We start from the raw sequence: 24,335 nt of genomic DNA on the forward strand, positions 1-24,335 counted from the left end.
CTTGCTAACATAGAGGCTGAAACAGGAGACAGGACATGGTAAACATTGGGTTCGGCTGGAGTAGCCTGCTAGGTGTTGTGCTGGTGGTGGCAGGGGCAGCCCTGTACTTTCTACGATCAGTCCGTCCGGCTCTGGCACGGGATCACGATATCTTTTTTGCCGCAGTGGGCTTACTCTGCGGTGGCATCCTTTTTTTCCAGGGTTGGCGGCTGGATCCAATTTTGCAATTTGGACAATTTTTGCTCACGGGTTCTGCGATTTTCTTTGCCGTTGAAAGCATCCGCATGCGGGGAGTGGCAACGGAACAGGCCAAGCGGGACACCCCAATTGTGGATGAGGATCGTCCGGTCAGCCGGGTATACCAGGCCGAACTGGATGAGCTCAATCCCTACGATGAACGTCCTGTCACTCGCCGGATTCGGGGCACCCGGGACACTCGGTCTACCTATGCTGATGAATATGAAGGAGAAGTGCGCCGTCGTCCGCCAAGTCGAGGCAGCAGCAGTGGCACGGTGGATCGTCCGGTCACGGATGCTGGCGATCGCAGCCGCAGGCGGCGTCCCCGCCCAGAGACTCCGGCCTCCGATCAACCCATAACTACAGCAGGTCGAGAGGGCTATCGGGAGAGCGGAACCAAACCTCCCCGCCCTAGCAGCAGTCCTTCCCCTCGCCCCTCCGAACCTCGGAACTCGGGCTCGGATGCTCCCCCACGTCCCAAACGACCGCGTCCAACCCAAGAGACTGTGCGCCAGACTCCCCCTTCGACGATCGATCCCCCCGCCGATGACTACGCAGATTATCGGCCGGTCAACTACCCGGATGAAGACGACAATTCAGGGAATTTTGATTAGGGGAGGGACGGCTCCCCATCGATCCCTTCCCAGCCACGCCAAGGGTTTCCACGCTAGGGCTCGTCAGGTTGCTCTGGGGCTGATCACCAGCCTGGGTTTAACCCTGGTCGGGTGCGGCTCTGGGTCAGGGCCGCTGGGATCGATGTTCCTCAACAGTCGCTATACCGATCAACAACCCGCTCTCAGTGGAGATGGTCGCTTCCTGGCTTTTGTTTCCAGTCGCAATGGTACTGCCCAGATCCTGTTCTATGACCTGCAACAGCGCCGATTTTGGGATCTTCCGGGCTTAAATCGACCGGATGCGATCGCTGAAAGTCCAAGTCTCAGTTACACAGGCCGCTACCTTGTCTATCTCTCTGCAGCCCAGGGACGTCCAGAGATACAGCTCTATGATCGGATTACCCAGCGGGTACAGCCGCTAAGCGTGGGTTATCGAGGTTGGATGCGTCACCCGAGTATGAGTCCCGATGGTCGCTATATTGCCTTTGAAAATAGCCTGCGGGGACAATGGGATATTGAAGTGTTCGATCGCGGTCCCAATATTGAATTAGACCGACCCAATGATGGTCGTCCCCAGCCATCTCCGGTGACAGTGCCGCCCTAACCATGGTTTTCCCCTGTTCTGATTCCAGGGTTGTGAAATCGACCCAACCTATCAGTCTCCTGCTGGCGATCGCGGCGCTGTTAGGCAGTTGCACAAGTGCTCCTCGGCTTTTGAGCTTTCCCTTTGATGCCGCCGGACGCAGCCTCAACAGCCCCTTTATGGAAGCCACTCCCCGCATGGCGGGTCGGTTTTTAGTGTTTGTCTCCGATCGTCGGGGGAGTCAAGATATTTATCTGTTCGATGCCGTAGAGCGACGCTTAGTTGATCTGCCGGGCTTAAATGCCCTCGATCTGCTGGCAACCAGTCCGGCTGTCTCTGCGGATGGGCGTACTATTGTCTTTGTGGGTAGTCGTCAGGGGCAATCGGATCTCTATCTCTACAATCGCGACACCACTCAGCTCCAGAACCTCACGGACAATCTTCCAGCCCAAGTGAGTGACCCGACGATCAGTGCCGATGGTAGTACCATTGCCTTTGCCGCCAGCATCAATGGGCAATGGGATATCCTAGTCTATAACCGTTTCGGGCAGCCCTTGAATATCCCCGTCGAACCCCGCTAAACTCTTGCTGGCTTGAGCCTTTGGGACTGAATTCATGATTGAGTCTGATCATCACTTACCGCCAGTCCAGCCCCATGACAGTGTCTCTCACAGTCATCCCCACACCCATATCCACTCGGAAGCCTCCCTGCGCCAGATCGTCAATCGCCTCTCTCGCATTGAGGGGCATATCCGGGGAATTAAGGTGATGGTACAAGAAAGTCGCCCCTGCCCCGATGTTTTGGTGCAGATTGCGGCGATTCGGGGGGCATTGGATCGAGTTGCCCGTCTGGTTCTTGATGAACACTTGACGGAGTGCATTGCCAGGGCAGCCGCAGCTGGCAATATTGAAGCTGAGATTGAGGAGTTGAAGATTGCCCTCGATCGCTTTCTGCCGTGAACTTCCCCCAGGGACTAAGTTGCCTGTCCCTTCAGCCGCCGCTTCACCCCTTCGGCAATTTTTTGCCCCAAGTATTCTGGGATTAAGCTTTCGTCGGGGCCGAGGAGATACAGAATCAGGCGCGTTCGTCCCCGCCACACCAGCAGGGTGGCATTGACAATCAGCAAGTCCTCGTGCCAGATGGCATTCATAACTTTGTAAAACAAACCCGGTTGGTTGTCAGCTTCAACCAGCAGGGCGGGCAGATGAAAAACCGGGTCAACATAGAACTCTGTTTCCACATGTTCTACCCCCTCATTGAGCTTAAACTCTACGGTCAGCATTTCTTCGACCTCAAATCGTCCCGCCAAGGCCTCACGAATGGCGCGACAGGTATTTTCAGCGGTCTTATCCGTCAGCGGCTTCCCACCCCGAGACAGGATTAATTTCACAAAGACCAGCATCGGGGCAGAAATTTGCCCATACAAGCTCAGACTGTGAATCGTCAGCCCATAGGCAGCGAGAACGCCAAAGATGTCACTGAGTAAAAATGACTGATTGCGATAGACAAATTGGAGGACACTGCGATTGCCTTCGGGCTTGATTTCAATCACAGCTTGCTGACTGTGGTATAGCTGGTAGGCCAACTTGAGGTTTTGTAGTTGAACCTCACTACTGACAAATTGCTCATAGAATTTCGGAAACGCCTTATTGAAGCGTTTAAGGAGTTCTAGCGTCGAGGATTTCAGACCCGGAGCCATAATCGTTTAAGAGAGTACGGGCGATATACTAGCTAGTACTGTTATCTAGCTTCACTACCTTAGCCACATCTGCATGGGTTTTTGGAAAAACTTATTTACTGGTTCTGATCCGGCTTCAGCCCCGAAGGCAACCCAGCTTGAGGAGTATTCTACTGAAGTTGTAGGTCAATATACCAGTGGCAATGCCCGCCTCTTCTTCAGTACAGAACGGGAAATAGATCTGTATGAACTGGAGGAACTGTGTGATGCAGTTGGCTGGTCGCGTCGTCCCATGCGCAAGGTCAGAAAGGCACTTCAGTTTAGTTTTTTGGTGATGACCATCTGGGAGCAACGGAGCAGTCAGCGACGGCTGGTGGGATTTGCCAGAGCCACCTCTGACCATGCTTTCAATGCCACTATTTGGGATGTGGTCATCCATCCCACCTATCAGGGTAAGGGGTTGGGCAAGGCCATGATGAAGCAGATGATTAAGCAACTTCGCACGGAAGATATCAGTAACATTACTCTATTTGCCGACCCCCAAGTGGTTGATTTTTACCGAGGGTTAGGGTTTATGTCCGATCCGGAAGGCATTAAGGGCATGTTCTGGTATCCTGACTAACCCCCCCATGCCCCCCCATGCACCGACTGTTAAGGTTCCCTGGACAGCTGGCCGCTGCGATCGCCTTTTATACCTGTTTACCGCTTCCAGGAGCTTGGGCCTTAGATTTCCAGGGGGTGGCGAGGTTGGCTCCCTTTGTGGGGGTGTTGTTCGGGGGGGGGGCTGAGTCTGCTGGATACGGGGTTAAACCTTCTCGGAGTGCCGATCTTGACCCGCAGTGCCCTGGTGGTGGTCGCCTGGATGGGGATCACGGGGGGGACTGCATTTAGATGGGGCGATGGATACCGCCGATGGTTTAGCGGTGACGAATCCAGAGCGGCGGTTAGCCGTGATGGCAGATAGTGTCACAGGTGCCTTTGGGGCGATGTCGGCAATTGCCCTGGTGTTGCTGAAAACTACAGCCCTGAGCGATTTGAACCGGGATCGGGGGTTTGCAATGATTGCATCGGCGGGGTGGGGGCGGTGGGGGCAATTGGTGGCGATCGCCCGGTACCCTTACCTGAAACCCATGGGTAAAGGAGCCTTCCATAAAGCTGCGATCCGCTCTAGGTGGGAGGTACTGCCCAGCGCAGTGCTGTTGTTAGGCATCAGTGGGCTTCAGACTCTACTCCACCCGGATCGTTTCTGGGTGGCCATGGCAGCCGCGATCTCCGGCAGTGGTCTGGCCTGCTTAACCGCAGCTTGGTTCGATCACAAACTCGGCGGCCATACGGGTGATACCTACGGAGCGGTGGTGGAATGGACCGAGGCATTGTTGCTGTGCCTACTGACAGCTTGTTAACTCCCCTGGGTGGGAGCTGCTGGCGGGGGTGGTTTCAAACGACATCGAGCGGTGATGATTGCTTGTCGAAACCCTAACACTACCAAAATATTGGCCAGGGTCAGAAATGCTTCGGCGGAGCCATGGAGCCAATCTACATTGGCTAAGGATTGACCATAGACGGCCTGGGAATAGATTCCGGCTGGGATGGTGACCGCTACAAAGACCAAGGTGCCATAGAACCCCATCAGGGCTAATCGAGGCATCTGTCCGGAACGGGTTAAGAACCAGAGAAAGCCTAGGTAGGGAAACAGGGATAGGGCAAAGAGGGTTTCTTTATTCATGACATAGGAATTGATCACTCAGCGTCAGTCAGCCTTAGGGCTAATCCGATGGGGCAGTTGTTGAGGGAGGGCTGGGGGAGACCCGCAGGGGAGCGGTCGAACGCCACAACCACCAAGCGGCTGCCATCAATGTGCAATTGCCCACCAGGGTCATGGTTGCTTGCAAGATCACCAACCACTCAAGGGCTGGGGCATTGTCAAAAAACGTGCCAGGTACAGGCACACATCGCACTCACCAATGCCGGTAACATCGCCAGGGACAGCCACCACCAGGCACGGTTTTGCTGCACTTCCCCATAGCTCCAGATTAGCCAGGTAGCAACGATCCACTCAATGACGCTGGAGATATGGATGAACCAGGTTGGCAGGGAGAGGACATTCATAGGATGATGCTGAGGGTTGTGAGCCGATGTCGCAGGTCAGTACTCATTCAGTATGGGACAAATTCGAGCGGTTTTGTGTGGCTACTACGGTCAAGGCAATGGGGGCGATGAGGCCCTGCTGGCTACGTTACTGCAAATGTTGCCCTCCCACGTCCAACCCCTAGTACTCTCAGGCAACCCCCTGGAAACCGAGCAACGCTATGGGGTTGCCAGTTGCGATCGCACTTCTCTCCTCAAGGTGCTGAAAGCCCTTTACCAAGCGGATGCCTTCATTTGGGGCGGGGGGAGTCTAATCCAAGATGCCACCAGTGCCCTGAGTCCCTTTTATTATCGGGGGATTGATGGCGATCGCCCAGGGATTGGGTCTGACAACCATTGCCTGGGCTCAAGGCATTGGTCCCCTGAGACGCCCCCTCACCCGGTGGCTAGCCAAACAGACCTTTAGAGGCTGCACTGCTGTGAGTGTGCGCGATCGTGGTTCGGCGAATCTCCTCTCCCAATGGCAAATTCCCTGGCAGTTGGCACCGGACCCAGTTTGGGCTTTGGCATCGTCCCCAGCCCCAAGTCTGGAACCCCGACCGTTGCCGCAGGTGGCCGTTGCCCTCCGCAGTCACCCCCTCCTCACAGCGCCGCGATTGGCTGACCTCACCCAAGCCCTGATTGACTTTCAGCGGGTCACTCAAACCTATCTCCTGCTGGTGCCGTTTCAGCCCTCCCAAGATCTGGCTCTAGCAGAGACTCTGCAATCCCAATTACCCGGCGTGAGTGAGATTATTGGCTTTGCCGATCCCCGACAAATGAAAGGACTATTCCAGGGAGTCACCATGGCGATCGCCATGCGTTATCACGGATTGATCATGGCTGCTGCCGAGGGCTGTCGGTGTTTTGCTCTCAGCTACGATCCCAAGGTAAGCCAGTTAATGCAGGCTTTAGAACTCCCAGGCTGGGAACTTGACCAATTACCCGATAGTCCCCAGGAGATCACCCAAGCCTGGTTACAGGTGTATCACCAAGAAACCTCCCTCCCCTGGACTCAAATTCAATCCTTCGTTACCCAGGCCCAATTACACCAAGTGCTGTTAAAGGAACAGCTGAGATCGCAGTGATTACTGGTCTTGAGGTTACAAAAATCGGTTTATATGTTAGTAGTTTGATCAAAATTCCTGGTTCTCGCCTAGGAATCACCTTTACCCGTTACGAGATCGCTGAGCAGCGCAAGTTCTGAACAGACCTGAGGTCGATGGGACGAATGGATGATGGTCATCGACCTGCAAATCCGTGCCACCCTAGAGAAAGTGAGTGTGAGTGAGCTATGAGCAATTGTGACGTTGATAATCTAACCCCTGATCATCCTGCTGGTGAGGTTGTTACCCTCCTACCGTCTGTCCCAGCAACTGCGGCCAGCTCGGTAGAGACGACCCCTACCCCACTATCCCTGCCATCGACCCTGGAGTCTGAAGGAGCAATGGTTCTCCCATCCACAGGCTCTGACTCTAGCCCTGTCGGATTAATACAAGAGCTGTGTGAGTGTAACCGCAATCTTTTGCGCCACATTGCTCAACTGGAAGCGGCACTGGCAACCTACCAAATGGCTCCGCCCCCTGGCGAAAATGCCTCAGAAACCGTCCTGACCTTTCAGGATCTGATCAGCTTGCAAGCCCAAGTGCAGTCTCTTTCTCAAGAGTTGGTAGTCGCCCACCGCACCGATCAACAGCAACAGGATTTAATGGCAACTCTCACCGTTGAATTGATCAACAGTCAGGAGCGCATTGCCGAGCTGGAAAGGGACTGTGCCCTTCACCAGCAGCAGTATCAGGAGCAATCCCAACAATTGCATCAAACTGAAAATACCTGTCGGGATTTGAGAACGCGCCTCTTCCGCCAGCAGAGTCACACCTTACAACTCAAGGTGGCACTGGAGCGATCTCTAGAAAGAAATGCCTCTGCTGAACCATTAACTGCCCTTGATATTCCTGGCACAGAAGGGAGGCAGCTGACCCATGGCAATGGAATGCCCGGCAACCCGCAACGGCAAGAGTGGGACGCCGCCCCAACCCTCCCCAACCACCCGGTTGCTGTAGCCAAACAACCTTTGGCCCCGAAAGCTGCTCCAATTCCCCCTTGGTCCATATCCCTAGGTACAACCCTCCAGCAGGCTCCAACCCTGGATCTGAACCAACCATTTCAGAGCGAGGGAGGGACTGAAACACCCACCGAAGCGGAGGTTGCCAAGATCACGGAGGCCAGCGATCCCCTCTGGCAGGATCTGGCACGACTAATTGATGCGGCAACCACGGATAGTAATTCCGCAGCGGCATCCGGTACCCAGACCCCCACGGTCACCACCAATCAAGCATCGATCGATCTCGATCCTGCCTTAGTACCAGGAATGGGCAATTCCACCCATCAGCACCGGAAACGACTGGCCCTTCCCACTTTCTCGGCTTCAGTCGTGACAGCACCGGTCAGCCCTGAGGTGATTCTGGGCGCATCCCCAGTGATCTTAGAAGTGGCAGCGATGGCAGCGCCGAACCCATCTGAAAATGAATTGGGGGAAATAATCCTGCCTGTTTCCCAGAAGTCGCTGACGGAAGCCGCTGTTACTGCGTGGTCGTCACTGGTGGTAACGAAACCGCATCCCTCGAGGCGCAAATCAGAGGCAACCGCCGTCGATCTGCCGCTGTTTTTACGCCCTCAAGGCTAGGGAGCCATGTTGCCGATCCTCAGATTGGCAACCGCCAATTCTGGAAAGCCCTCTCATGTGCCATCGCTCTAAGCTTTCTGGCAGTGGCGATCAATCCCGAATTTGATCCGACCATTGTTGGCGTTGAGTTTTGAGGCCAAACTCCGGCACTGGCACCAGATTGGATGCTTCCACGGAGAGCCCTTGCAGGAATGCGACTGAACTGCTACCGTCGTTGGTATTGTTTAGATGATGTTTGATTTACCCCAGGAACTAGCTTGATCCTGATTGATGCTGCCTGAGTTTTTACCGATGAAAATTCTGTTGGTTTGCTCCACTGGTGGTCACTTCAGAACCCTGCACCAGTTACACCCATTTTGGCAGCACCATGAGCGCGTCTGGGTAACCTTTCGCTCAGCTGCTACGGAAACGGCTTTGGCGGAGGAGCAAGTCTACTGGGCTTGGAGTCCTACCAACCGTCATCTTCCCAATCTGATCCGGAACTTTCTTTTATCTTGGCAGGTGCTGTTCCAGGAACATCCCGACCTTGTGCTTTCAACTGGAGCAGGGGTAGCAGTCCCCTTTTTGATTGTGGGTAAGCTCTTGGGCTGCCAAACTGTATTTATTGAGTCCATTACCCGGGTGCGGCAATTGAGCTTATCCGCCCGGTTGGTGTTACCGTTTCTGGATGCGCTTTACGTCCAATGGCCAGAATTACTCATCCGCTATCCCCAGGCAGAGTATATTGGCACCCCCAGCCTATCAACCACCCTCTAAAGCCTATCAACCACCCTCTAAGGGGATGCCATGATTCTCGTAACGGTTGGAACTGAGAAGTTTCCCTTTAATCGCCTGATGCAGTGGACGGAAGCTCTGATCAACTGTGGTTTCCTCAATTTGGAACAGGACGAGGTGGTGGTGCAGTTTGGTGCCTGCACAATCCTGCCGAATGGGACAAAAACCTACAAGGTATTAATAGAGTCTCAGTTTCAATCCTTGATTCAACAGGCCAGGGTTGTGATTTCTCATTGTGGGGAGGGCACGATGAATCTCTTGGAAAGCTGTTCTCAGCCTTACATTCTCGTTCCCCGGAGTCGGCAGTTCGGAGAACATGTGGATGATCATCAGGTGGAAATGGCGATCGCCCTGGCAGCAATGGGCGCAGTCGTAGCTTGGTCACCCGCAGACCTAGTCAGGTTTTTGGCTGATCCCTACCGGGTTAAGATGTCACACCCCGAATCATCCGTGCTGCCCTTCTGTCAAACCTTAGAGGATCGTTTCTGTAAAAACACTTAAAAAAATAAGGCTTTCATGGTACATCAAGTAGATTTTTCATCTCCGAATGAAAATTCAGTGAAGTCCCTTATTTTGAGGGGCATGGTGCGAAAACAGAGGATAGACTGTTGAATAACCAGCAGAATATTGCATAAAATTCTACAGTCAGTAGCTAGGTACTCCTGGTAAACCCTAAGAACTTCAAACTTTAAAATTAAATATTGGCCAATCTATAGCGGTTGAACCCTTTTAAGCTCTTGGTGAGGAGTGAAATTGGAGTTACTTAGGGTTCAACAGACAATGGGTTCGTGGTCGTTGCTTTTGCACATACTCAGCCAGCAGGTCTGCCATGATTGACCAATCTTTGCCTGAAATACCTCAAACAATAGGGGTAACGGTTCTCAACCAGGTAGCACTTCTGCAAGTTCCTAGTCATTTGAGTAAATTAGAAGCGGCTCAGTTTCAGGCAATCTGTCAACAGCAGTGCCAAAGTCATCCGGTGCGGCTGGTGTTAGATTTTAGCCGCACTATTTTTCTCGACAGTAGTGGGCTGGGGGCACTGATGAATGTGTTTCGGCACACCCAACAACAGGGAATTGAACTGGTGCTGTGGAGTGTCTCCGATCAAGTCAAGTTTGTGCTATCCCTGGCAGCCCTGGACACCATCCTCAACGTTGATCCAGGCACTGCTGCGATCGCACCTACCCTGAATCGACCCCTGCGATCGCAGCCCTTCATTACCCATCCCTCGGTACGCTCCCGTCCTAAACGGCTGGTAGATATTCTGGGGGCGATCGTCGGCTTATCCATTACAGCCGTGATCTTCCTGCCCCTGGCCCTTGCGATCTGGATCGATAATCCCGGCCCGATTTTCTTCAGTCAAATTCGTTGTGGACTTTTGGGGCAGCGGTTTCGTCTCTGGAAGTTCCGCTCCATGGTGGTCAATGCCGAAGCGCTGAAATCCCAGGTTGAGAATCAGGCCCAGGGATACTTTTTCAAAAATCGCAATGATCCCCGGGTCACCCGTGTGGGGCGCTTGCTGCGTAAAACCAGCCTGGATGAATTTCCCCAATTTTGGAATGTCTTGATCGGAGATATGAGTCTGGTGGGAACCCGCCCCCCCACCCCCGATGAACTCGAACGCTACGATGTTCCTCAATGGCAACGCTTGGATGTCAGACCTGGGATCACTGGAGAGTGGCAGGTGAATGGCCGCTCTAAGATTGAGAAATTTGAGGATGTGATTCGCTTAGATTTGAAATATCAAGAAAACTGGAGCTTCTTCTACGACCTGAAGTTACTCTTAAAAACGGTGGGAGTTTTACTGAGTAAAGATAGTGGAGCTTTCTAGATTTCCGGGTACCTGTCATCCTCAAATCCCCCGCAACCCATAAACCCAGGAATGGAGTTCTGTGCCAAGATGAATCACTAGATGCTTCCATGGCAAGAATTATGGGCTGCTCCAACCAAGTTTTGATTTTGTTTGCTCACCCGGCACTGGAGAAGTCACGGGTAAATCGCCATTTGATTCATGCTGTTCAGGGATTAGAGGCCGTCACCATCCATGACCTCTATGAAACCTATCCTGACTTTCACATTGATGTGAAGCGGGAGCAAGATCTGCTTCTGGGCCACGAAATCATTGTCTTCCAGCATCCCTTCTACTGGTACAGCAGTCCATCTTTGTTAAAAGAATGGCAAGATTTAGTCCTGGAGTATGGCTTTGCCTATGGCCATGGTGGCACTGCTCTCCAGGGGAAGAAGTTCCTCTCTGCCATCACCACCGGGGGTGGAGAAGAGGCATATTGCTGTAAGGGATATAACCACTTCACGATTCGGGAATTACTCGTCCCCTTTGAGCAAACAGCGAGGCTCTGTGGCATGGAGTATCTCCCGCCTTTTGTCATCCATGGTACCCATCAACTGGGGGAGCAACACCAGATTGCCAAACATACAGAGGACTACCGGAGGGCCATCATCGCCCTGCGGGATAACACCGTTGCCTGGGAGCGACTCCGGCAATTTCAGCACCTGAACCCACACCTCGAACAGGAAATCCAGGCCCTAGAGGTGACCCGTCATGCATAATGAAGGGCTTTTCTTTCAAGCATTTATTTATCTGGTAGCAGCGGTAGTATCCGTGCCCATCGCCAAACGCCTAGGGTTGGGTTCTGTGCTCGGTTATTTGTTAGCTGGCGTGCTCATTGGCCCCTTCGGACTCCGATTTGTCGGCCACGAAGGGGAAGATGTCATGCACTTCGCTGAATTTGGCGTGGTGATGATGCTATTTCTCGTGGGGTTGGAACTGCAACCTTCCCTGCTGTGGCGCTTGCGAGTTCCTATCCTTGGCCTGGGTGGCCTCCAAGTGGTGATCACAGCCCTAGCCGTTACTGCCCTTGGGATCGTTTTGGGATGCCCCTGGCAAATGGCGATCGCCGTGGGGCTGATCTTGGCGATGTCTTCCACCGCAATTGTGCTGCAAACGCTGAACGAGAAAGGGCTGATGAAAACCGAAGCCGGACAGTCTTGTTTCTCTGTACTGCTGTTTCAAGACATTGCCGTGATCCCAATTTTGGCGCTGTTGCCCTTACTAGCTGTCAAAGGCGGAATCGCCAGTCTCCAGCCCCCCAACCTGATGTGGGTGGCAGCAGCGCAAACCACGACCCCCAGTGCTGCCCTGACTGGTTGGCAACAAGCGTTATTGGTGATGGTCACCGTCGGGGGCATTATTGTGGCGGGTCGATTTCTGATGCGACCGATTTTTCGCTTCATTGCCGCAACTCGCTTGCAGGAGATTTTTACCGCTACAGCCTTGCTCTTAGTGATTGGAATTGCCTTGGCGATGCAACAGGTGGGGCTTTCCCCAGCCTTGGGCACGTTTGTGGCCGGGGTGGTGCTGGCGGATAACGAGTATCGCCATGAATTAGAGACCGATATTGCTCCCTTCAAAGGTCTGCTGTTGGGGCTGTTTTTCATCTCGGTGGGGGCTAGCATCAACTTTAACTTGCTCCTAGAGCAGCCCCTGTTAATTCTAGGATTGGTGATGGGTTTAGCCGTCGTCAAGTTTGCGGTTCTCTTGGGGTTGGGGCGATTTTTCCGGTTGGAGTTAAGCCAGAGCTTGTTATTTGCCTTTGCCCTCGCCCAAGGGGGAGAATTTGCCTTTGTACTGGTTTCCTTTTCGCTGCAAAATCAAGTCCTCACTGCCGCGATCGCGGGTCCCTTAGTGGCTGTGGTGGCGCTCTCCATGATGCTGTCACCGCTGATCATGATTGTCCATGAGAAACTGGTGCAGCCGTACTTTGTCCACACCGAACCCGAACGAGAAGCTGACACCATTGACGATAATGAAAACCCGATCATCATTGCCGGGTTTGGCCGTTTTGGGCAGATTGTGGGGCGGTTGTTAATTGCCAACGGTTGCAAGGCCACGATCTTGGAGCATAATCCCGGTCAGCTTGACCTCCTGCGGCGGTTTGGGTTTAAAGCCTTCTATGGGGATGCCTCCCGGCTGGATCTCCTCCACGCTGCCGGAGCCGAGCAAGCCAAACTGCTGGTGGTCGCCATTGATGAACGAGACAAAGCTTTGGCAACGGTTGACCTAGTGCGTCAGCATTTCCCCCACCTAAAAATTTTGGCCCGCGCCATTGACCGTCGCCATGCCTATGAACTGATTCGACGGGGAGTGGAGGTGGTACAACGAGAAACCTTTGGCTCTGCGTTGGAGATGGGCGTGGAGGTGCTGAAGTTATTAGGTGTCCGCTCTTACAAAGCGCATCGGGTGGCTCGCATCTTTCGCTGGCACGATGAGCAAGCCCTGCGGGAGATGGCTCACTTAGAGGGTGATGAAAAGCAGTATGTGGCGCGATCGCGGCAACTGACCGCAGAACTTGAGCAGTTATTGCAGTCAGACGATTTCGATCTCACCCCCGATGTCGATCGTGCTTGGGACACCTCAGCTCTGCGTAAAGATGCTTGAGCTGCAGGGGTAATCTCTAGCTTTTTAGCGGCCATGGGGTGGCGCAGGGGTTATGGATTCACTTTTAGTTCAGCAGGACTAGTGTGTTCATAACGCTCAAAGGGTTGATGAATCCAGGGATTGTCGGGTAAGTAGTCCACATAATAATCGGGTTGAAAGCTAGACCCAGCCTTGTACCACAACACCGCTGTTCGGAGGGCTTGCAAGTCAGCACCATGATGGTGAGTTAACCAACCCACCACTTCCTGGAAGGTCGTGCCGGAATCGACGAGATCATCGACTAAGAGCACATGGCTACCCAGCGTCCCCGTGGTCATGGTCAGATGCTCTGCAATCTTCAGAGAACCGCGCAGTTGCCCTGCCTCCCCGCCATAGGAAGCCGTTGCTAACACCGCCAGGGGTAGATCAAACAGTCGGGACAACACATCCCCAATCCGGAGGCCACCCCGCGCCAGACAGACAATTTGATTCAACGGCCAATGGGATTCATAGATACAAACCGCCAGTTGCTCAATTTTCTGGTGATATTCAGGCCAGGAGACAAATAGATCAGGCATTGTTAGCGTTCGGTGGGTAAAAGTCGTCGCCAGGAATCCGGCACTGAGCGGATCAGAAATGCCTCAATGACTGGACTGTAGCGCTGATACTGAACCCCCAGGACGATAATTGTAACCCCCAAAATTACCATAGCAAAGGGAAACAGTACTGAGTTGGCAAACACCACGTAGGCTAAATGGCCGAAATAACCCAAAACGCCAAAAACCGCCAAAAACAATTAGCAAACGCCGCTTCAAGAGCACAGACAGCACCATTAACCCCAGATTGATAACGCAGTAGATAAAACGTTCCCCCTCGCTATTGGTGTTCATCAGGCTCATCCCGCCCCAGAAGCTCAGCATTCCAAATAAATACAACCAGAAAGCATAATCGGCGGTGCGACGGCGGCAACGTAAATCCACCCCGTAGGCAAGAATCAACATCCCCAAGCCAAACCAGAAAGAAACCCACAGTCGGTCATCCCAGGTATACTCCAGCTTGCCCAACAACCGAGGGGTGAGATCCATGGACATGTACCAGAGACAAAAGGCGATCGGAGCCGTGAGAAAGGGAAAGGCAAAAAAACGTAGCGCCACCAAGCTGGAGAGAATAGTGCCCAACTCAAGTAAGAACCGACTCCCCTGAACCGAGACGTGGAACCCTTGATACACCCCTGGATCTCCCTGGTGCCAGAGACCCGTGAGTCGCAGCAAGCCATAGATTGCCAAGGGAGCCATACTGACAGCCATCGTCACCAGTAACCCACCAGGCACTTTTAAGTTCTGACGATGCCAGAGGTTGTAACCAGCAGCAATAAACAAACCAGCGTAGACCAAGGAGATGAAAAAAATGCCGCCGCCGCCAAAACTTTCCCAGCTAAGGCTCAGGAACCAGCCCATGGCTGAGATGACAATCAAGGCTCCAAAGTAGTAGGCTACATGGGCGAGATCAAAGCGGGGGCGAACCGATCCGTCAGCCCCAGTCTCATTGTTGTTCCGATCTGCCAGGGCTTGCCAGAGCAACTCAGCCTGTGCTGCTGAGATCAATCCAGCGATCGCGGCCCGTTCTAAGTCCGCTTTTTCAATATTCATGGCCTCAGTTCCCTCCTATGCATCCAGATCCCCCAGTCAGTGCCTCCACAAGTCCCATCCCTCAAAAGCTGAGTTTCAGTACCAAGTTGGCCTACGGAGCAGGGGATTTGGGGCCAGCAATTACTGCTAATATCTTGGCCTTTTTCCTCCTGATCTTCTTTACCAACGTCGCTGGTTTAAGCCCTGGCATCGCTGGCAGTATTTTGATGATCAGTAAGATTTGGGATGCGATGAATGATCCAATTATTGGCATTCTCAGCGATCGCACCCGTAGTCGGTGGGGACGACGATATCCCTGGATGATCTTTGGTGCTATTCCTTTTGGGATCTTTTTCTTTTTGCAGTGGGTCGTCCCGCCCTTCGATCAGCAGGGGCTGTTTTGGTACTACGTGGTGATCGCCATCATTTTCAACAGCTTTTATACCATCGTTAATTTGCCCTACACTGCCCTGACCCCGGAACTTACCCAGGACTATAACGAGCGCACCAGCTTAAATAGTTTTCGCTTTGCCTTTTCCATTGGCGGCAGTATTTTTAGTCTGGTGTTGGCGCTGGTGATCTTCTCGGTGATCAAGAACAATCCCCAAGCTCAATATCTGGTGTTGGGGGGAGTCTGTGCAGTGCTATCGATTCTGCCTCTTTACTGGTGTGTTGGGGGTACCTGGAAGCAGACAATGACGGGGCAACATTTCCTGGATGTGGAAGCAAGATCTGAGGAGTCCCTCCCCTTTGCAGCCCAACTGCGGATTGCCTTTAGCAACCGCCCCTTTCTCTATGTCATTGGCATTTATCTCTGTTCCTGGTTAGCAGTTCAGGCCACCGCCGCCATCATTCCCTACTTTGTCGTCGATTGGATGCGGCTACCAGAATCGAACTTTACCCTGGTAGCCCTGGCCGTTCAAGGAACTGCATTGGTGATGTTATTTTTCTGGAGCGCTGTCAGCAAACGAGCGGGTAAAAAAGCGGTCTATTTTATGGGCATGAGCTTGTGGATTATGGCTCAGGCTGGCTTATTTTTCCTCCAACCCGGACAAGTTGTTTTGATGTATGTGCTGGCAGTTATGGCAGGCGTGGGGGTTTCGACCGCCTATTTGGTTCCCTGGTCGATGCTACCGGATGTGATTGAACTCGATGAATTACAAACGGGGCAGCGACGGGAAGGAATCTTCTATGCCTTTATGGTGCTGCTACAAAAGGTCGGACTGGCCCTGGGCCTATTTGTGATTGGCTTGGCTCTGCAATGGGCTGGATTTTTGGAAACGACACCGGGGCAGTCGCCACCGATTCAACCGGACTCAGCCCTACTAGCCATTCGCGTGGCGATCGGCCCCATTCCCACCCTGGTTCTGATTGCCGGGCTGATTTTAACCTATTTCTACCCGATCACCCGTGAGGTTCATGCCGAGATTTTGCTGAAGCTGCAAGAACGGCGATCTAGCACCTTCGCTGCCGATCCGGACATCAGCCAAAAATAAGGGATATTGATCACTGGATTTCATCAACTGAAATACTGACACAGCAAGTGTTCCAGGATGCTCTTCAATGCTCACTTTCATCATATTTTGGTATTATTTCAGACAACGTTCCGAGAGATTTGCTCGTTGTGTTGTATCTATCCTCTGTGGCTTAAGGCATTCGTCAAATTGCCCTCTTGAACAAGCTAGTATGCCGCTTATCTGTTCGGATCTTGGTGAGCGCAGGACAAGACCGATGCCCAACTAAAAACTAATGACGTGGTTCCTACTGCCTGCGTCTAGATGGTTTCTCAATACTTGCATTCTGGAGGGTCTGGATGGCGACGATCTCAATGGTGATCACCAGCTACAATCGAGCCAAGCAGCAATGGGCGGTCTGGCAACCGTTGCCCCGACTTGCCGCTGCCCTGCCACTGCTGGCCTGCCTGCTGACTTCTCCGGGTCTTGCCCAATCCATCCGCAGTAATGGCGACAGCACAGGCACCGTGGTCACCGTGGAGGGGAATCGCTACAACATCAGCGGTGGTAGTCTCTCCGGGGATGGTCACAACCTATTCCAAAGCTTCAGAGACTTCAACCTCAACCCCAACGAAATCGCCAACTTCCTCTCCACCCCTGCCATCCAAAACATTCTTGGCCGTGTCAATGGGGGCAATCCTTCGATCATTAACGGCCTGATCCAAGTCACGGGCAGCAACGCCAACCTCTACCTGCTCAACCCCTCCGGGATCATCTTTGGCTCCAACGCCGCCCTCAATGTTCCCGCTGCCTTCACCGCCACCACTGCCAACGGCATTGGTTTTGGTGGTAACAACTGGTTTAGTGCCACGGGCAATAACCCCTACAGCCTGCTCAATGGGGCTCCCACCAGCTTTGCGTTTAGCGCCACCAACCCCGGCAGCATTATCAACGTCGGTCATTTAGCGGTCGGAGTGGATCAGAGTCTAAATCTGATCGCCGGCAGTGTCATCAACACCGGCAGCCTTACTGCACCAGGGGGGCAGATCACCGTGGTTGCAGTGCCTGGAGAACAGGTGCTGCGGCTGAGTCAACCGGGAAGTCTCTTGAGTTTAGAGATTCAGCCCCTCGCGAGTAGCAGTACCCAACCCCAGAATTGGCAGTTACCCATTGCCTCCTTGCCCCAGTTATTGACCGGGGGGTAATCTCAGCAATGCCAGTGGCTTAGCGGTGAGTGGGGATGGCAGTGTGCAGTTAACGGGTTCAGGGGTAACCGTGCCCACCCAGACTGGGACAACCCTCGTTGCTGGGCAGGTGGATGTCAGTGGTCAGCAGGGTGGACGGGTGGCGCTGTTGGGTCAACAGGTGGGGCTGGTTGGTGCCACCGTTAATGCTTCCGGTGGCAATGGGGGGGGGACAGTTTTAGTAGGTGGAGATTACCTCGGTCAAGGCACGATTCCTAATGCCGCCTTTACCTTTGTCAGTCCTGACTCAACTCTGCGAGCCGATGCCCTCTCAGGGGGGAATGGGGGTAAAGTCATTGTTTGGGCCGATCAAGCCACCCGATTCTATGGCACAATCACAGCGCAAGGGGGGGCAGAGAGTGGGAATGGGGGCTTTGTTGAAACCTCCGGTAAACAGTTTTTAGAGGTGATTGGTGCAACGGTTGACACCTCTGCACGCCTGGGTCAGGTTGGGACGTGGTTGCTTGATCCCTTTGACCTCACCATTAGTGTGTCGGGCGATCAAAATGTCACTGGACTCACCACGGGGCCACTCTTTACTCCCAGTAGTTCTCCTTCCAACCTCAACGTTACGACTCTAGAGAATGCCTTAGTGGTCAACGATGTGACGGTGAGTGCGAATAAGATTGATGTCCTCGATTCTATTAACTTCACAGGAGCCTCGGATCGCACCCTGACCTTGAATGCTGCTGGGGAAATTGAGGTGCAAGATGGAGTCTCAATCACCAGTAGCATCGCTGCCCTGAACTTAGCTTTTAATGCCAACGATAGTATTAAACTCAATGGCAGCAGTAGCGGGATTTCCATTAATACCAACGGGGGTAGTGTCCAGCTTCTAGCCGATGCCGATAGCAGCAGTGGTGGTGCCTTGAGCATTACCCATGCCTTTATTCTGACCGGAGGTGCGGACTTTGTTGGTTTCGGCACTGGGGACAGCAATTTTAGTAATGGCATCACTATCACCAATAGCACCCTCAATACTGGGAGCGGTCACATTTTCCTGACAGGCAATGGCTTCACCAGTGGCTCGGGGAACGGGAACATCGGCATTAAGCTAGATAACAGTGCCTTAATCACCACCGGCAGTGGAACGATTAATCTTACAGGGATTGGAGGCGATGGTTCCGGCGATCAAAATTATGGGATTTTGTTGCAAAATAGCGCTCAAATTATTGCATCTGGGGATGGTGTGATTACCCTCAACGGGACGGGTGGTAATGGCATTAATGATAACTATGGAGTGTTTCTAGATGGTTCAACTACTTCGATCAGTGCCAATAGTGGTGATATCACCATCACAGGTATTGGTAATGGCACTGGCACTAATAACTATGGGATTTTGTTGCAAAATGGCGCTGATATTAGCGAATCAGGGACTGGTAATCTTACCCTCAACGGTACAGGGGGAAATGGCACCAGCAGTAATGTTGGCATACTGCTTTTTGGGGCAGGGACATCGGTCTCCTCTTCCGGTTCTGGCACCATGCAGCTGCTGGGGATAGGGCAAGGCAACAGTACTACGAATATTGGTGTCGCGATCCTAGGGGGAGCTAGCGTTTTTGCCTCCGGTAGTGGCAGTACCCTTTTGGATGGCACCGGGGGCAGTGGTGGCACTGCCAATCACGGTGTCTTATTGCAGGGACCAACTACCAGCATCCAGGTGACAAATGGCAGCCTGAGTATTCAAGGGGTTGCCAATGGCAGTGGCAGTAGCCAAGGAATTCGAATTGATAGTGGTGTCACCATCAGTGCCATTGGCTCAGGCGACATTGATTTGCAAGGGACTGGGGCTGGAATCAGTGATGGTATTTTTTCTACAGGCAGTGGCAATCTCATCGGGGGCGGGAGTGCCACGGGGAATATTAGTCTGACGGCGGATCGCCTGACCCTCGATAATGTGACCGTTCAAGGGTCAGGAACACTGCTGATTCAACCCTTGAGTCAAAGCACCAGTATTGGCGTTGGCAGCGGCTCATCCGGAACGCTGAATCTTAATACCACCGAACTGGCTAACTTAGTTGATGGCTTTACAAGCATCACCATTGGTCGCAGTGACAGCTCCGGGGCGATGAACATCGGTACTGCAACGTTGCAAGATAATTTAAAGCTCCAAACCCCAAGCGGTGGGACCATGACCTTCACGGGTACCCTCGATCTCGGCGGGAACAATCTCACCCTCAAATCGGGTGGAACAGTGACCCAATCCGCTGGGGCGATCGCGAATGTTAATGGATTGGAGCTGATCGGCACTGGGTCCTATAGCTTAACCAGCAGTACAAATGATGTAAATACCCTGGTCGCCAACACCAACGCCGTCAGCTTTCGAGATCTGGATGATCTCACCATTGGAACCGTTGGCTCCACCACAGGGATCACCACCAGCAATGATAGTGTCAATCTTCAGGTTGGTACAAACCTCGCGATTGATGCCCCGATCAATTTGGGTAATGGCAACCTGACTCTCAATGTGGGCAGCGGAGTCAGTCAAACCCTGTCCATTGTTGCCAATGGCCTGGAACTATTGGGGAGTGGGGCTACTTACAATCTCACGGGTACCAACATTATCAACACGTTAGCAGGGGATATCGCAGCACTGAACTTCAATAATATTGCTAGTTTCACCATTGGCACCGTCAATAGTACCAATGGGTTAAGGGTTTCCGGAACCACCCAATTGACCTCCACAAGCGCAGTCAGCCAAACCCAAGCGGTGATTACCCCGGATTTAGAACTTTTGGGAAGCGGTAGCTTTACCTTAACTAATGGGGCCAATGACATTGACATCTTGGCCAGTAATACTATCGGTGGGGTCAGCTTCAGCGATGTCGATGACCTCACCATCGGCAGCGTTTTGAGTGCATCGGGGATGACCACCAGTAATAGCGATGTCAGCCTTCAGGTGGGAACCACACTGACGATTAATGCCCCGATCAGTTTAGGGAGTGGCAACTTGACCCTCCAAGTGGGAACTGCAACCACCCAAGACGCGGCTACTAGTGAAAGCAGTGGCGGAGCCATTACAGCCGCGGGGCTGGTGTTATTGGGCAATGGCTCCTATGACTTGTGGAATAGCGCCAACGATGTCAGCACCCTGGCTGCTAACACGAATAATCTGATCCACTTTACGGATCAAAATGGATTTAACATCGGCACGGTCAATACAACCAATGGGGTGACAACCACTGGGAATCTGGTTTTAGACGCTGGAGGTGCAGTGACCCAAACCCAGGCGATCGCCGCTGCGGGTTTGGGGTTATTGGGAAGCGGCTCCTATACCCTGGAGAACACAGCCAACAATGTCACTACCCTGGCCGCCGACACAACCGGAGCCATTAGCTATATCGATGCAGATGGGCTGACAATTGGCAGTGTTAACCCCACTGGAATCACCAGTACCAGTGGTTTTTATTCGTACCCTCACGGGCAATCTCACCCTGGATGCCCCAATTGTCACTACGGGAACGGGGACACCCTTGGTTCTCGTAGCGGCCAATGCCTTCTTAAATAATGTTGGCTCATCGGCATTGTCAGCTCCCAATGGGCGTTTTCTAGTCTACTCCGTTGATCCTGCCAACAATCAATTAAACGGTCTCTCAGGTTCAGAGCAGTTTTCCTCGCCCTACCCTACCGATGCGACCTTCAGGGGTGATGGTTTCCTTTACGAAGCGTCCCAACCCACTGTAACTCCGACACCGACGCCGACGCCGACGCCGACACCGACCACCACCCCCACCGCCACGCCAACCCCCATCCCCAGCTCACAGTCTTCAGAGCCTGATGTGTTGACGATTTCGGAGGTGGATCAGGGACAGATCGCCCAAGACTTACAAAGTTCTCCCCAAGTACCTCCTGTCCCCACCGTGATTACGGTGCCGATCGCCCCCCTGGACACAACCGTCACCACCCTTGACCAAAGCTTTACGGGAGATTACGAGTCCTATCTCAATCTTCCCGTCGAGTCACCGATCCGTACCCTCCAAGATGCCCAAGCCCTACTCCAAGATGTCGAGAAGGAAACAGGAATTAAGCCCGCTTTAATCTACGTTGACTTTGTGCCAGTTTCATTGCAAGCGAAGCAACAAGCCAAAAACAAAGCCTTACCGGGCAATAAACCCCATCAAGATGATGACCAACTGGAATTGCTGCTGATCACAGGGAAGGGGGCACCGATTCGCAAACGGATTCCCCAAGCAACTCGTGCCCAAGTCTTAGCCCTTGCCCAGACCTTCCGTCGAGAAGTCTCTGACCCGCGCAAAACTCGAACGAACAGTTACTTGCCCGCGTCCCAGCAGTTGTATCAGTGGATCATGGAGCCGCTGGCAACAGACTTACAGGCGCAGAAGGTCACCAACCTCTCCTTCCTACTGGATGCAGGGTTGCGTACCATGCCCCTCGCAGCTCTCCACAATAGTCAGAAGTTTTTGATTGAGCAGTATAGTATCGGGTTAATGCCGAGTTTAAGTTTGACGGATACTCGCCGCATCAACCTCAAACAAGCTCAGGTATTGGGCATGGGCATTTCTGAGAGTACCCAGGGACAATCCCCCCTGCCGGCGGTTCCCATTGAGTTAAAGACCATTGTCGGGCGTCTCTGGCCGGGGCAGATATTTCTCAACGATACAGCAACCCTGGAAAATCTCAAGACCGCTCGCAGCCGCCAACCCTATAGCATTATCCACCTGGCAACCCATGGTGATTTTCAGGGGGGGGCGATCGGCAATTCCTACATTCAATTTTGGAACCAACGACTACAGATGGATCAAATCCGCCAATTGGGTTTAAGTTCTCCCCCTGTAGATTTGCTAACCTTGAGTGCTTGTCGCACAGCCGTGGGAGATGAGCAAGCAGAACTAGGGTTTGCCGGCATGGCGGTGCAGTCCGGGGTGAGAACTGCGGTGGCCAGTCTTTGGTATGTGGGAGATGCGGCCACCGCAGCACTGATGACGAAGTTTTATAGTTCGCTGCGAACCTCCTCCATTAAGGCAGAAGCACTTCGGCAGGCCCAGGCAACCATGGCGGAAGGGCGGGTATCGATTGAGCGAAGTCAGTTACAGGGTTTAGGTTTTGTCACTTCCTTATTACTGCCGACATCGAGCACCGCAGACCTACCAGACAAAGAGTTATCCCATCCGTACTACTGGGCTGCCTTCACCGTTGTGGGGAATCCCTGGTAGCAGCAGTGACATCAGGATTTTCTTTATGGCTTGAACTTTAAGCGTTTCCAGGTAGAACCTAGCCAATCGCTGACCGCGTGACTCATGGCACCCAATTCCAGTCCGATAAACAGGGCAATTACCTCCATTTGGTGCTGATGGAGGTAATTCTGACCCTGAGTGGTCAGATCCTGAATGGGCTTGAAGTTAAAGCCCTGTCCTGTCGTCAATGTGGCACTGATTGCGATCGCCAAACCCAGGACAACGAAAGCCAGACCTGCCATCCAGCAGGCAATGTAACAGATCCGCAGCGTCGTCCCAATAATCGGGCCATGGGAAAACCAGGAGCGGTGTCGCAACAGCTTGCGATAGGGGATCCAAATCCAACGCAGCCAACCCCAGCGTTGATATTGACGGGAGAGAATATCTAGATCCGGCCCAAACATTAACCCTGAAAATAAATAACTGCCGGAGACCAAGAGGGTGAGATCGCTCTTTCCGGTCAGGGTAAGACTCAGTCCTGCCACTAGGGGCAGACTCCAGAGGGTAATTCGGTCATGGGTGCGACCCGCGGGCATGGCTTCCTCGTCAATGGGGCTGAGCGTTCACAGCGTCAGTGATGGTGCTTTTGCATCGGCAATTCATGGATAACACTGCCTAAGTCTGCTAGTATAAGTAACGCATGACTCTCTACGGGCGGTTAGCTCAGCGGTAGAGCGCCTGCCTTACAAGCAGGATGCCACAGGTTCAAATCCTGTACTGCCCATTCAATTCCAGCGCCATTGCCCAAAGGTCATAGGTTCATACCCTATGGGTTCTTCCTGGCTGTGGTGGCGTTAACGAACTGGGATGGTTGTGTCCTGGGGGCGAGATCGCAGCGGTTTCTAAGCACTCTCTAAAAACACACATCTGAGGCCAAAAGTAGTAGCAACAATGACGCTACTAGTTCCCCTGGGTTCCAAGTTTCAAGATCAGTATCTCCAGAGATTGAAACACTCAGCATCAGGATGTGGGTTTTCCTAAAACTCCGCTAACAAGCCCTGGTCATTCATAACCATCTCAGGTAGCGTTGTTAATAATACAACTGGACGATTCGCTAAGGCGGCGGTAGGGGCGTGGTGCCGTCCGTCGGAGCTGGGAAGGAGGGAGCGGGAGGTTCCAGGGGGGCATTCACATCCAGGGTGCCATTGCCGCAGCCGACACTACTGGGCCGCTGATAGTTGGAGTCCTCTGGCTTATAGTTGGGGTCGGCGGGACGAATCGCTCCAGCGACTCTAGCTTTACAGATGATAGTCACCATCTCAGGACGACCCTGGTTTGTCTGCTTTCCGGTCAGAAACACCGCGCTAACAAAAGCTTTGAGAGTGCGGCTCTGGGGGATTGCATAGTGGTAAGCACCCCGGGTGGTGGTGCGAATTGCATAGGTATATTCCGGCGGCGTCGGAAAGCGTTTAAGGGACTGGAGGGGGCCAAAGTAGTTGGCGAAGTAACGATTTCTGAGATAGAAGGTTTGCTGCGCTTCGGTCATAGCCGTTACCGCCGATTGAGCCTGAGCTTGAAGCGCCGAGATGCGGGAATCTTGAGCCTGAACCCATGGGGTGACTCCCAAGGTAACCATGGCCGCCGCTAGGGCAGTGCCCCATCGCCATGATTTGCTTTGGGGTCTGATACCTGCTGTCTCCCTCACACCGCCTCCTTCACGTGACTGGTTTGCCAACGCT

General features: G+C 53.1%; 20 protein-coding genes, 1 tRNA gene and 4 pseudogenes. 18 read left to right on the forward strand and 7 right to left on the reverse strand.

From position 1 onward, the window contains the following. The first annotated feature begins 35 nt into the window (after positions 1-35). From DO97_RS10040 to DO97_RS10055, 4 genes are read left to right on the forward strand one after another with little or no spacing between them, the layout of a single operon-like run. Entirely contained in the window at positions 36-851 is an 816-nt protein-coding gene (locus DO97_RS10040) for a Ycf66 family protein (protein ID WP_036533004.1), read from the forward strand. Next, positions 820-1,455, forward strand: coding sequence for a TolB family protein (locus DO97_RS10045; RefSeq protein ID WP_081980708.1), 636 nt, complete (start codon positions 820-822; stop codon positions 1,453-1,455). The genes DO97_RS10040 and DO97_RS10045 overlap by 32 nt, the downstream gene beginning before the upstream one ends. A 2-nt stretch (positions 1,456-1,457) precedes the next feature. Then, the gene (locus DO97_RS10050; protein WP_052128600.1) at positions 1,458-2,015 is read left to right on the forward strand and encodes a TolB family protein; all 558 of its coding nucleotides are present in this window, start codon (positions 1,458-1,460) and stop codon (positions 2,013-2,015) included. Between the two features lie 34 nt (positions 2,016-2,049). Beyond that, positions 2,050-2,394, forward strand: a complete 345-nt coding sequence (locus tag DO97_RS10055) for a metal-sensing transcriptional repressor (protein ID WP_036533006.1) — start codon at positions 2,050-2,052, stop codon at positions 2,392-2,394. A 14-nt stretch (positions 2,395-2,408) separates the two neighbouring features. Here DO97_RS10055 and DO97_RS10060 read toward each other — a convergent pair whose 3' ends face one another. Then, on the reverse strand, positions 2,409-3,134 hold the full coding sequence (locus DO97_RS10060) for an ACT domain-containing protein (RefSeq protein ID WP_036533008.1): 726 nt from the start codon (positions 3,132-3,134) through the stop codon (positions 2,409-2,411). Positions 3,135-3,207: 73 nt separating this feature from the next. On the opposite strand from DO97_RS10060, the gene DO97_RS10065 reads away from it, so the two are divergent. Further along, complete coding sequence (locus DO97_RS10065) at positions 3,208-3,735, forward strand: GNAT family N-acetyltransferase (protein ID WP_036533010.1); 528 nt, start codon at positions 3,208-3,210, stop codon at positions 3,733-3,735. Positions 3,736-3,752: 17 nt separating this feature from the next. After that, positions 3,753-4,516 (forward strand): annotated as a pseudogene (cobS, locus tag DO97_RS10070) (adenosylcobinamide-GDP ribazoletransferase). Here the strand turns inward: cobS and DO97_RS10075 are convergent. Beyond that, the gene (locus DO97_RS10075; protein WP_052128606.1) at positions 4,513-4,839 is read right to left on the reverse strand and encodes a DUF3593 domain-containing protein; all 327 of its coding nucleotides are present in this window, start codon (positions 4,837-4,839) and stop codon (positions 4,513-4,515) included. The pseudogene cobS and the gene DO97_RS10075 sit on opposite strands and share 4 nt — an antisense overlap. A gap of 40 nt (positions 4,840-4,879) precedes the next feature. Further along, a pseudogene (locus DO97_RS31030) lies at positions 4,880-5,222 on the reverse strand (DUF2499 domain-containing protein). Between the two features lie 52 nt (positions 5,223-5,274). Between DO97_RS31030 and csaB the strand changes: the two are divergent. The 7 genes and pseudogenes from csaB to DO97_RS10115 all read left to right on the forward strand — a co-directional run bounded on the left by csaB (position 5,275) and on the right by DO97_RS10115 (position 13,156). Continuing rightward, a pseudogene (gene csaB, locus DO97_RS10085) lies at positions 5,275-6,328 on the forward strand (polysaccharide pyruvyl transferase CsaB). Positions 6,329-6,534: 206 nt separating this feature from the next. Beyond that, on the forward strand, positions 6,535-7,926 hold the full coding sequence (locus tag DO97_RS10090; protein WP_036533012.1) for a hypothetical protein: 1,392 nt from the start codon (positions 6,535-6,537) through the stop codon (positions 7,924-7,926). A gap of 291 nt (positions 7,927-8,217) precedes the next feature. Beyond that, positions 8,218-8,682, forward strand: a complete 465-nt coding sequence (pssD, locus tag DO97_RS10095) for a PssD/Cps14F family polysaccharide biosynthesis glycosyltransferase (RefSeq protein ID WP_036533081.1) — start codon at positions 8,218-8,220, stop codon at positions 8,680-8,682. A gap of 30 nt (positions 8,683-8,712) precedes the next feature. Beyond that, positions 8,713-9,201 (forward strand): glycosyltransferase, encoded by a 489-nt coding sequence (locus DO97_RS10100; protein ID WP_036533013.1) that lies wholly within the window; start codon positions 8,713-8,715, stop codon positions 9,199-9,201. A 328-nt stretch (positions 9,202-9,529) separates the two neighbouring features. Continuing rightward, positions 9,530-10,531, forward strand: a complete 1,002-nt coding sequence (locus tag DO97_RS10105; RefSeq protein WP_036533014.1) for a sugar transferase — start codon at positions 9,530-9,532, stop codon at positions 10,529-10,531. An 89-nt stretch (positions 10,532-10,620) separates the two neighbouring features. After that, positions 10,621-11,268 (forward strand): glutathione-regulated potassium-efflux system oxidoreductase KefF, encoded by a 648-nt coding sequence (gene kefF, locus DO97_RS10110; protein ID WP_239651621.1) that lies wholly within the window; start codon positions 10,621-10,623, stop codon positions 11,266-11,268. Next, entirely contained in the window at positions 11,261-13,156 is a 1,896-nt protein-coding gene (locus DO97_RS10115) for a monovalent cation:proton antiporter-2 (CPA2) family protein (protein WP_036533018.1), read from the forward strand. Before kefF ends, DO97_RS10115 begins: the two co-directional genes overlap by 8 nt. Before the next feature lie 50 nt (positions 13,157-13,206). Here the strand turns inward: DO97_RS10115 and DO97_RS10120 are convergent, their stop codons facing one another. After that, positions 13,207-13,713 carry a phosphoribosyltransferase gene (locus DO97_RS10120; RefSeq protein WP_036533020.1) on the reverse strand — a complete coding sequence of 169 codons (507 nt, stop codon included), beginning with the start codon at positions 13,711-13,713 and terminating at the stop codon, positions 13,207-13,209. Positions 13,714-13,715: 2 nt separating this feature from the next. After that, positions 13,716-14,784: pseudogene (locus tag DO97_RS10125) on the reverse strand (DUF2157 domain-containing protein). Between the two features lie 17 nt (positions 14,785-14,801). Between DO97_RS10125 and DO97_RS10130 the strand changes: the two are divergent. The 4 genes from DO97_RS10130 to DO97_RS10145 all read left to right on the forward strand — a co-directional run bounded on the left by DO97_RS10130 (position 14,802) and on the right by DO97_RS10145 (position 22,635). After that, positions 14,802-16,259 (forward strand): MFS transporter, encoded by a 1,458-nt coding sequence (locus tag DO97_RS10130; protein ID WP_036533023.1) that lies wholly within the window; start codon positions 14,802-14,804, stop codon positions 16,257-16,259. Positions 16,260-16,576: 317 nt separating this feature from the next. Then, the gene (locus DO97_RS25045) at positions 16,577-17,422 is read left to right on the forward strand and encodes a filamentous hemagglutinin N-terminal domain-containing protein (protein ID WP_036533025.1); all 846 of its coding nucleotides are present in this window, start codon (positions 16,577-16,579) and stop codon (positions 17,420-17,422) included. Positions 17,423-17,465: 43 nt separating this feature from the next. Continuing rightward, the gene (locus DO97_RS10140; RefSeq protein ID WP_204368561.1) at positions 17,466-20,969 is read left to right on the forward strand and encodes a beta strand repeat-containing protein; all 3,504 of its coding nucleotides are present in this window, start codon (positions 17,466-17,468) and stop codon (positions 20,967-20,969) included. Further along, entirely contained in the window at positions 20,860-22,635 is a 1,776-nt protein-coding gene (locus DO97_RS10145) for a CHAT domain-containing protein (protein WP_052128601.1), read from the forward strand. The genes DO97_RS10140 and DO97_RS10145 overlap by 110 nt, the downstream gene beginning before the upstream one ends. A 23-nt stretch (positions 22,636-22,658) precedes the next feature. On the opposite strand, the gene DO97_RS10150 is transcribed toward DO97_RS10145, so the two are convergent. Further along, positions 22,659-23,192: a metal-binding protein gene (locus DO97_RS10150; RefSeq protein WP_052128602.1), complete on the reverse strand. Its 534-nt coding sequence runs from the start codon at positions 23,190-23,192 to the stop codon at positions 22,659-22,661. Positions 23,193-23,308: 116 nt separating this feature from the next. Between DO97_RS10150 and DO97_RS10155 the strand changes: the two genes are divergently transcribed. Further along, positions 23,309-23,380: transfer RNA gene (locus DO97_RS10155), tRNA-Val, on the forward strand. A gap of 330 nt (positions 23,381-23,710) precedes the next feature. On the opposite strand, the gene DO97_RS20955 is transcribed toward DO97_RS10155, so the two are convergent. Continuing rightward, positions 23,711-24,301, reverse strand: a complete 591-nt coding sequence (locus tag DO97_RS20955; protein ID WP_156120522.1) for a type IV pilin-like G/H family protein — start codon at positions 24,299-24,301, stop codon at positions 23,711-23,713. Positions 24,302-24,335 lie beyond the last annotated feature (34 nt).

Source organism: Neosynechococcus sphagnicola sy1 (assembly GCF_000775285.1).
Taxonomy (GTDB): domain Bacteria; phylum Cyanobacteriota; class Cyanobacteriia; order Neosynechococcales; family Neosynechococcaceae; genus Neosynechococcus; species Neosynechococcus sphagnicola.

Bases quoted from the DNA above. Each gene is read 5' to 3' on its own strand.
- DO97_RS10040 (WP_036533004.1), top strand. From the start codon at position 36: ATGGTAAACATTGGGTTCGGCTGGAGTAGCCTGCTAGGTGTTGTGCTG.
- DO97_RS10120 (WP_036533020.1), bottom strand. From the start codon at position 13,713: ATGCCTGATCTATTTGTCTCCTGGCCTGAATATCACCAGAAAATTGAG.
- DO97_RS10105 (WP_036533014.1), top strand. From the start codon at position 9,530: ATGATTGACCAATCTTTGCCTGAAATACCTCAAACAATAGGGGTAACG.
- DO97_RS10150 (WP_052128602.1), bottom strand. From the start codon at position 23,192: ATGCCCGCGGGTCGCACCCATGACCGAATTACCCTCTGGAGTCTGCCC.
- DO97_RS10075 (WP_052128606.1), bottom strand. From the start codon at position 4,839: ATGAATAAAGAAACCCTCTTTGCCCTATCCCTGTTTCCCTACCTAGGC.
- DO97_RS10130 (WP_036533023.1), top strand. From the start codon at position 14,802: ATGCATCCAGATCCCCCAGTCAGTGCCTCCACAAGTCCCATCCCTCAA.
- DO97_RS25045 (WP_036533025.1), top strand. From the start codon at position 16,577: ATGGCGACGATCTCAATGGTGATCACCAGCTACAATCGAGCCAAGCAG.
- DO97_RS10050 (WP_052128600.1), top strand. From the start codon at position 1,458: ATGGTTTTCCCCTGTTCTGATTCCAGGGTTGTGAAATCGACCCAACCT.
- pssD (WP_036533081.1), top strand. From the start codon at position 8,218: ATGAAAATTCTGTTGGTTTGCTCCACTGGTGGTCACTTCAGAACCCTG.
- DO97_RS10060 (WP_036533008.1), bottom strand. From the start codon at position 3,134: ATGGCTCCGGGTCTGAAATCCTCGACGCTAGAACTCCTTAAACGCTTC.
- DO97_RS10090 (WP_036533012.1), top strand. From the start codon at position 6,535: ATGAGCAATTGTGACGTTGATAATCTAACCCCTGATCATCCTGCTGGT.
- DO97_RS10045 (WP_081980708.1), top strand. From the start codon at position 820: ATGAAGACGACAATTCAGGGAATTTTGATTAGGGGAGGGACGGCTCCC.
- DO97_RS10055 (WP_036533006.1), top strand. From the start codon at position 2,050: ATGATTGAGTCTGATCATCACTTACCGCCAGTCCAGCCCCATGACAGT.
- DO97_RS10115 (WP_036533018.1), top strand. From the start codon at position 11,261: ATGCATAATGAAGGGCTTTTCTTTCAAGCATTTATTTATCTGGTAGCA.
- kefF (WP_239651621.1), top strand. From the start codon at position 10,621: ATGGCAAGAATTATGGGCTGCTCCAACCAAGTTTTGATTTTGTTTGCT.
- DO97_RS10100 (WP_036533013.1), top strand. From the start codon at position 8,713: ATGATTCTCGTAACGGTTGGAACTGAGAAGTTTCCCTTTAATCGCCTG.
- DO97_RS10065 (WP_036533010.1), top strand. From the start codon at position 3,208: ATGGGTTTTTGGAAAAACTTATTTACTGGTTCTGATCCGGCTTCAGCC.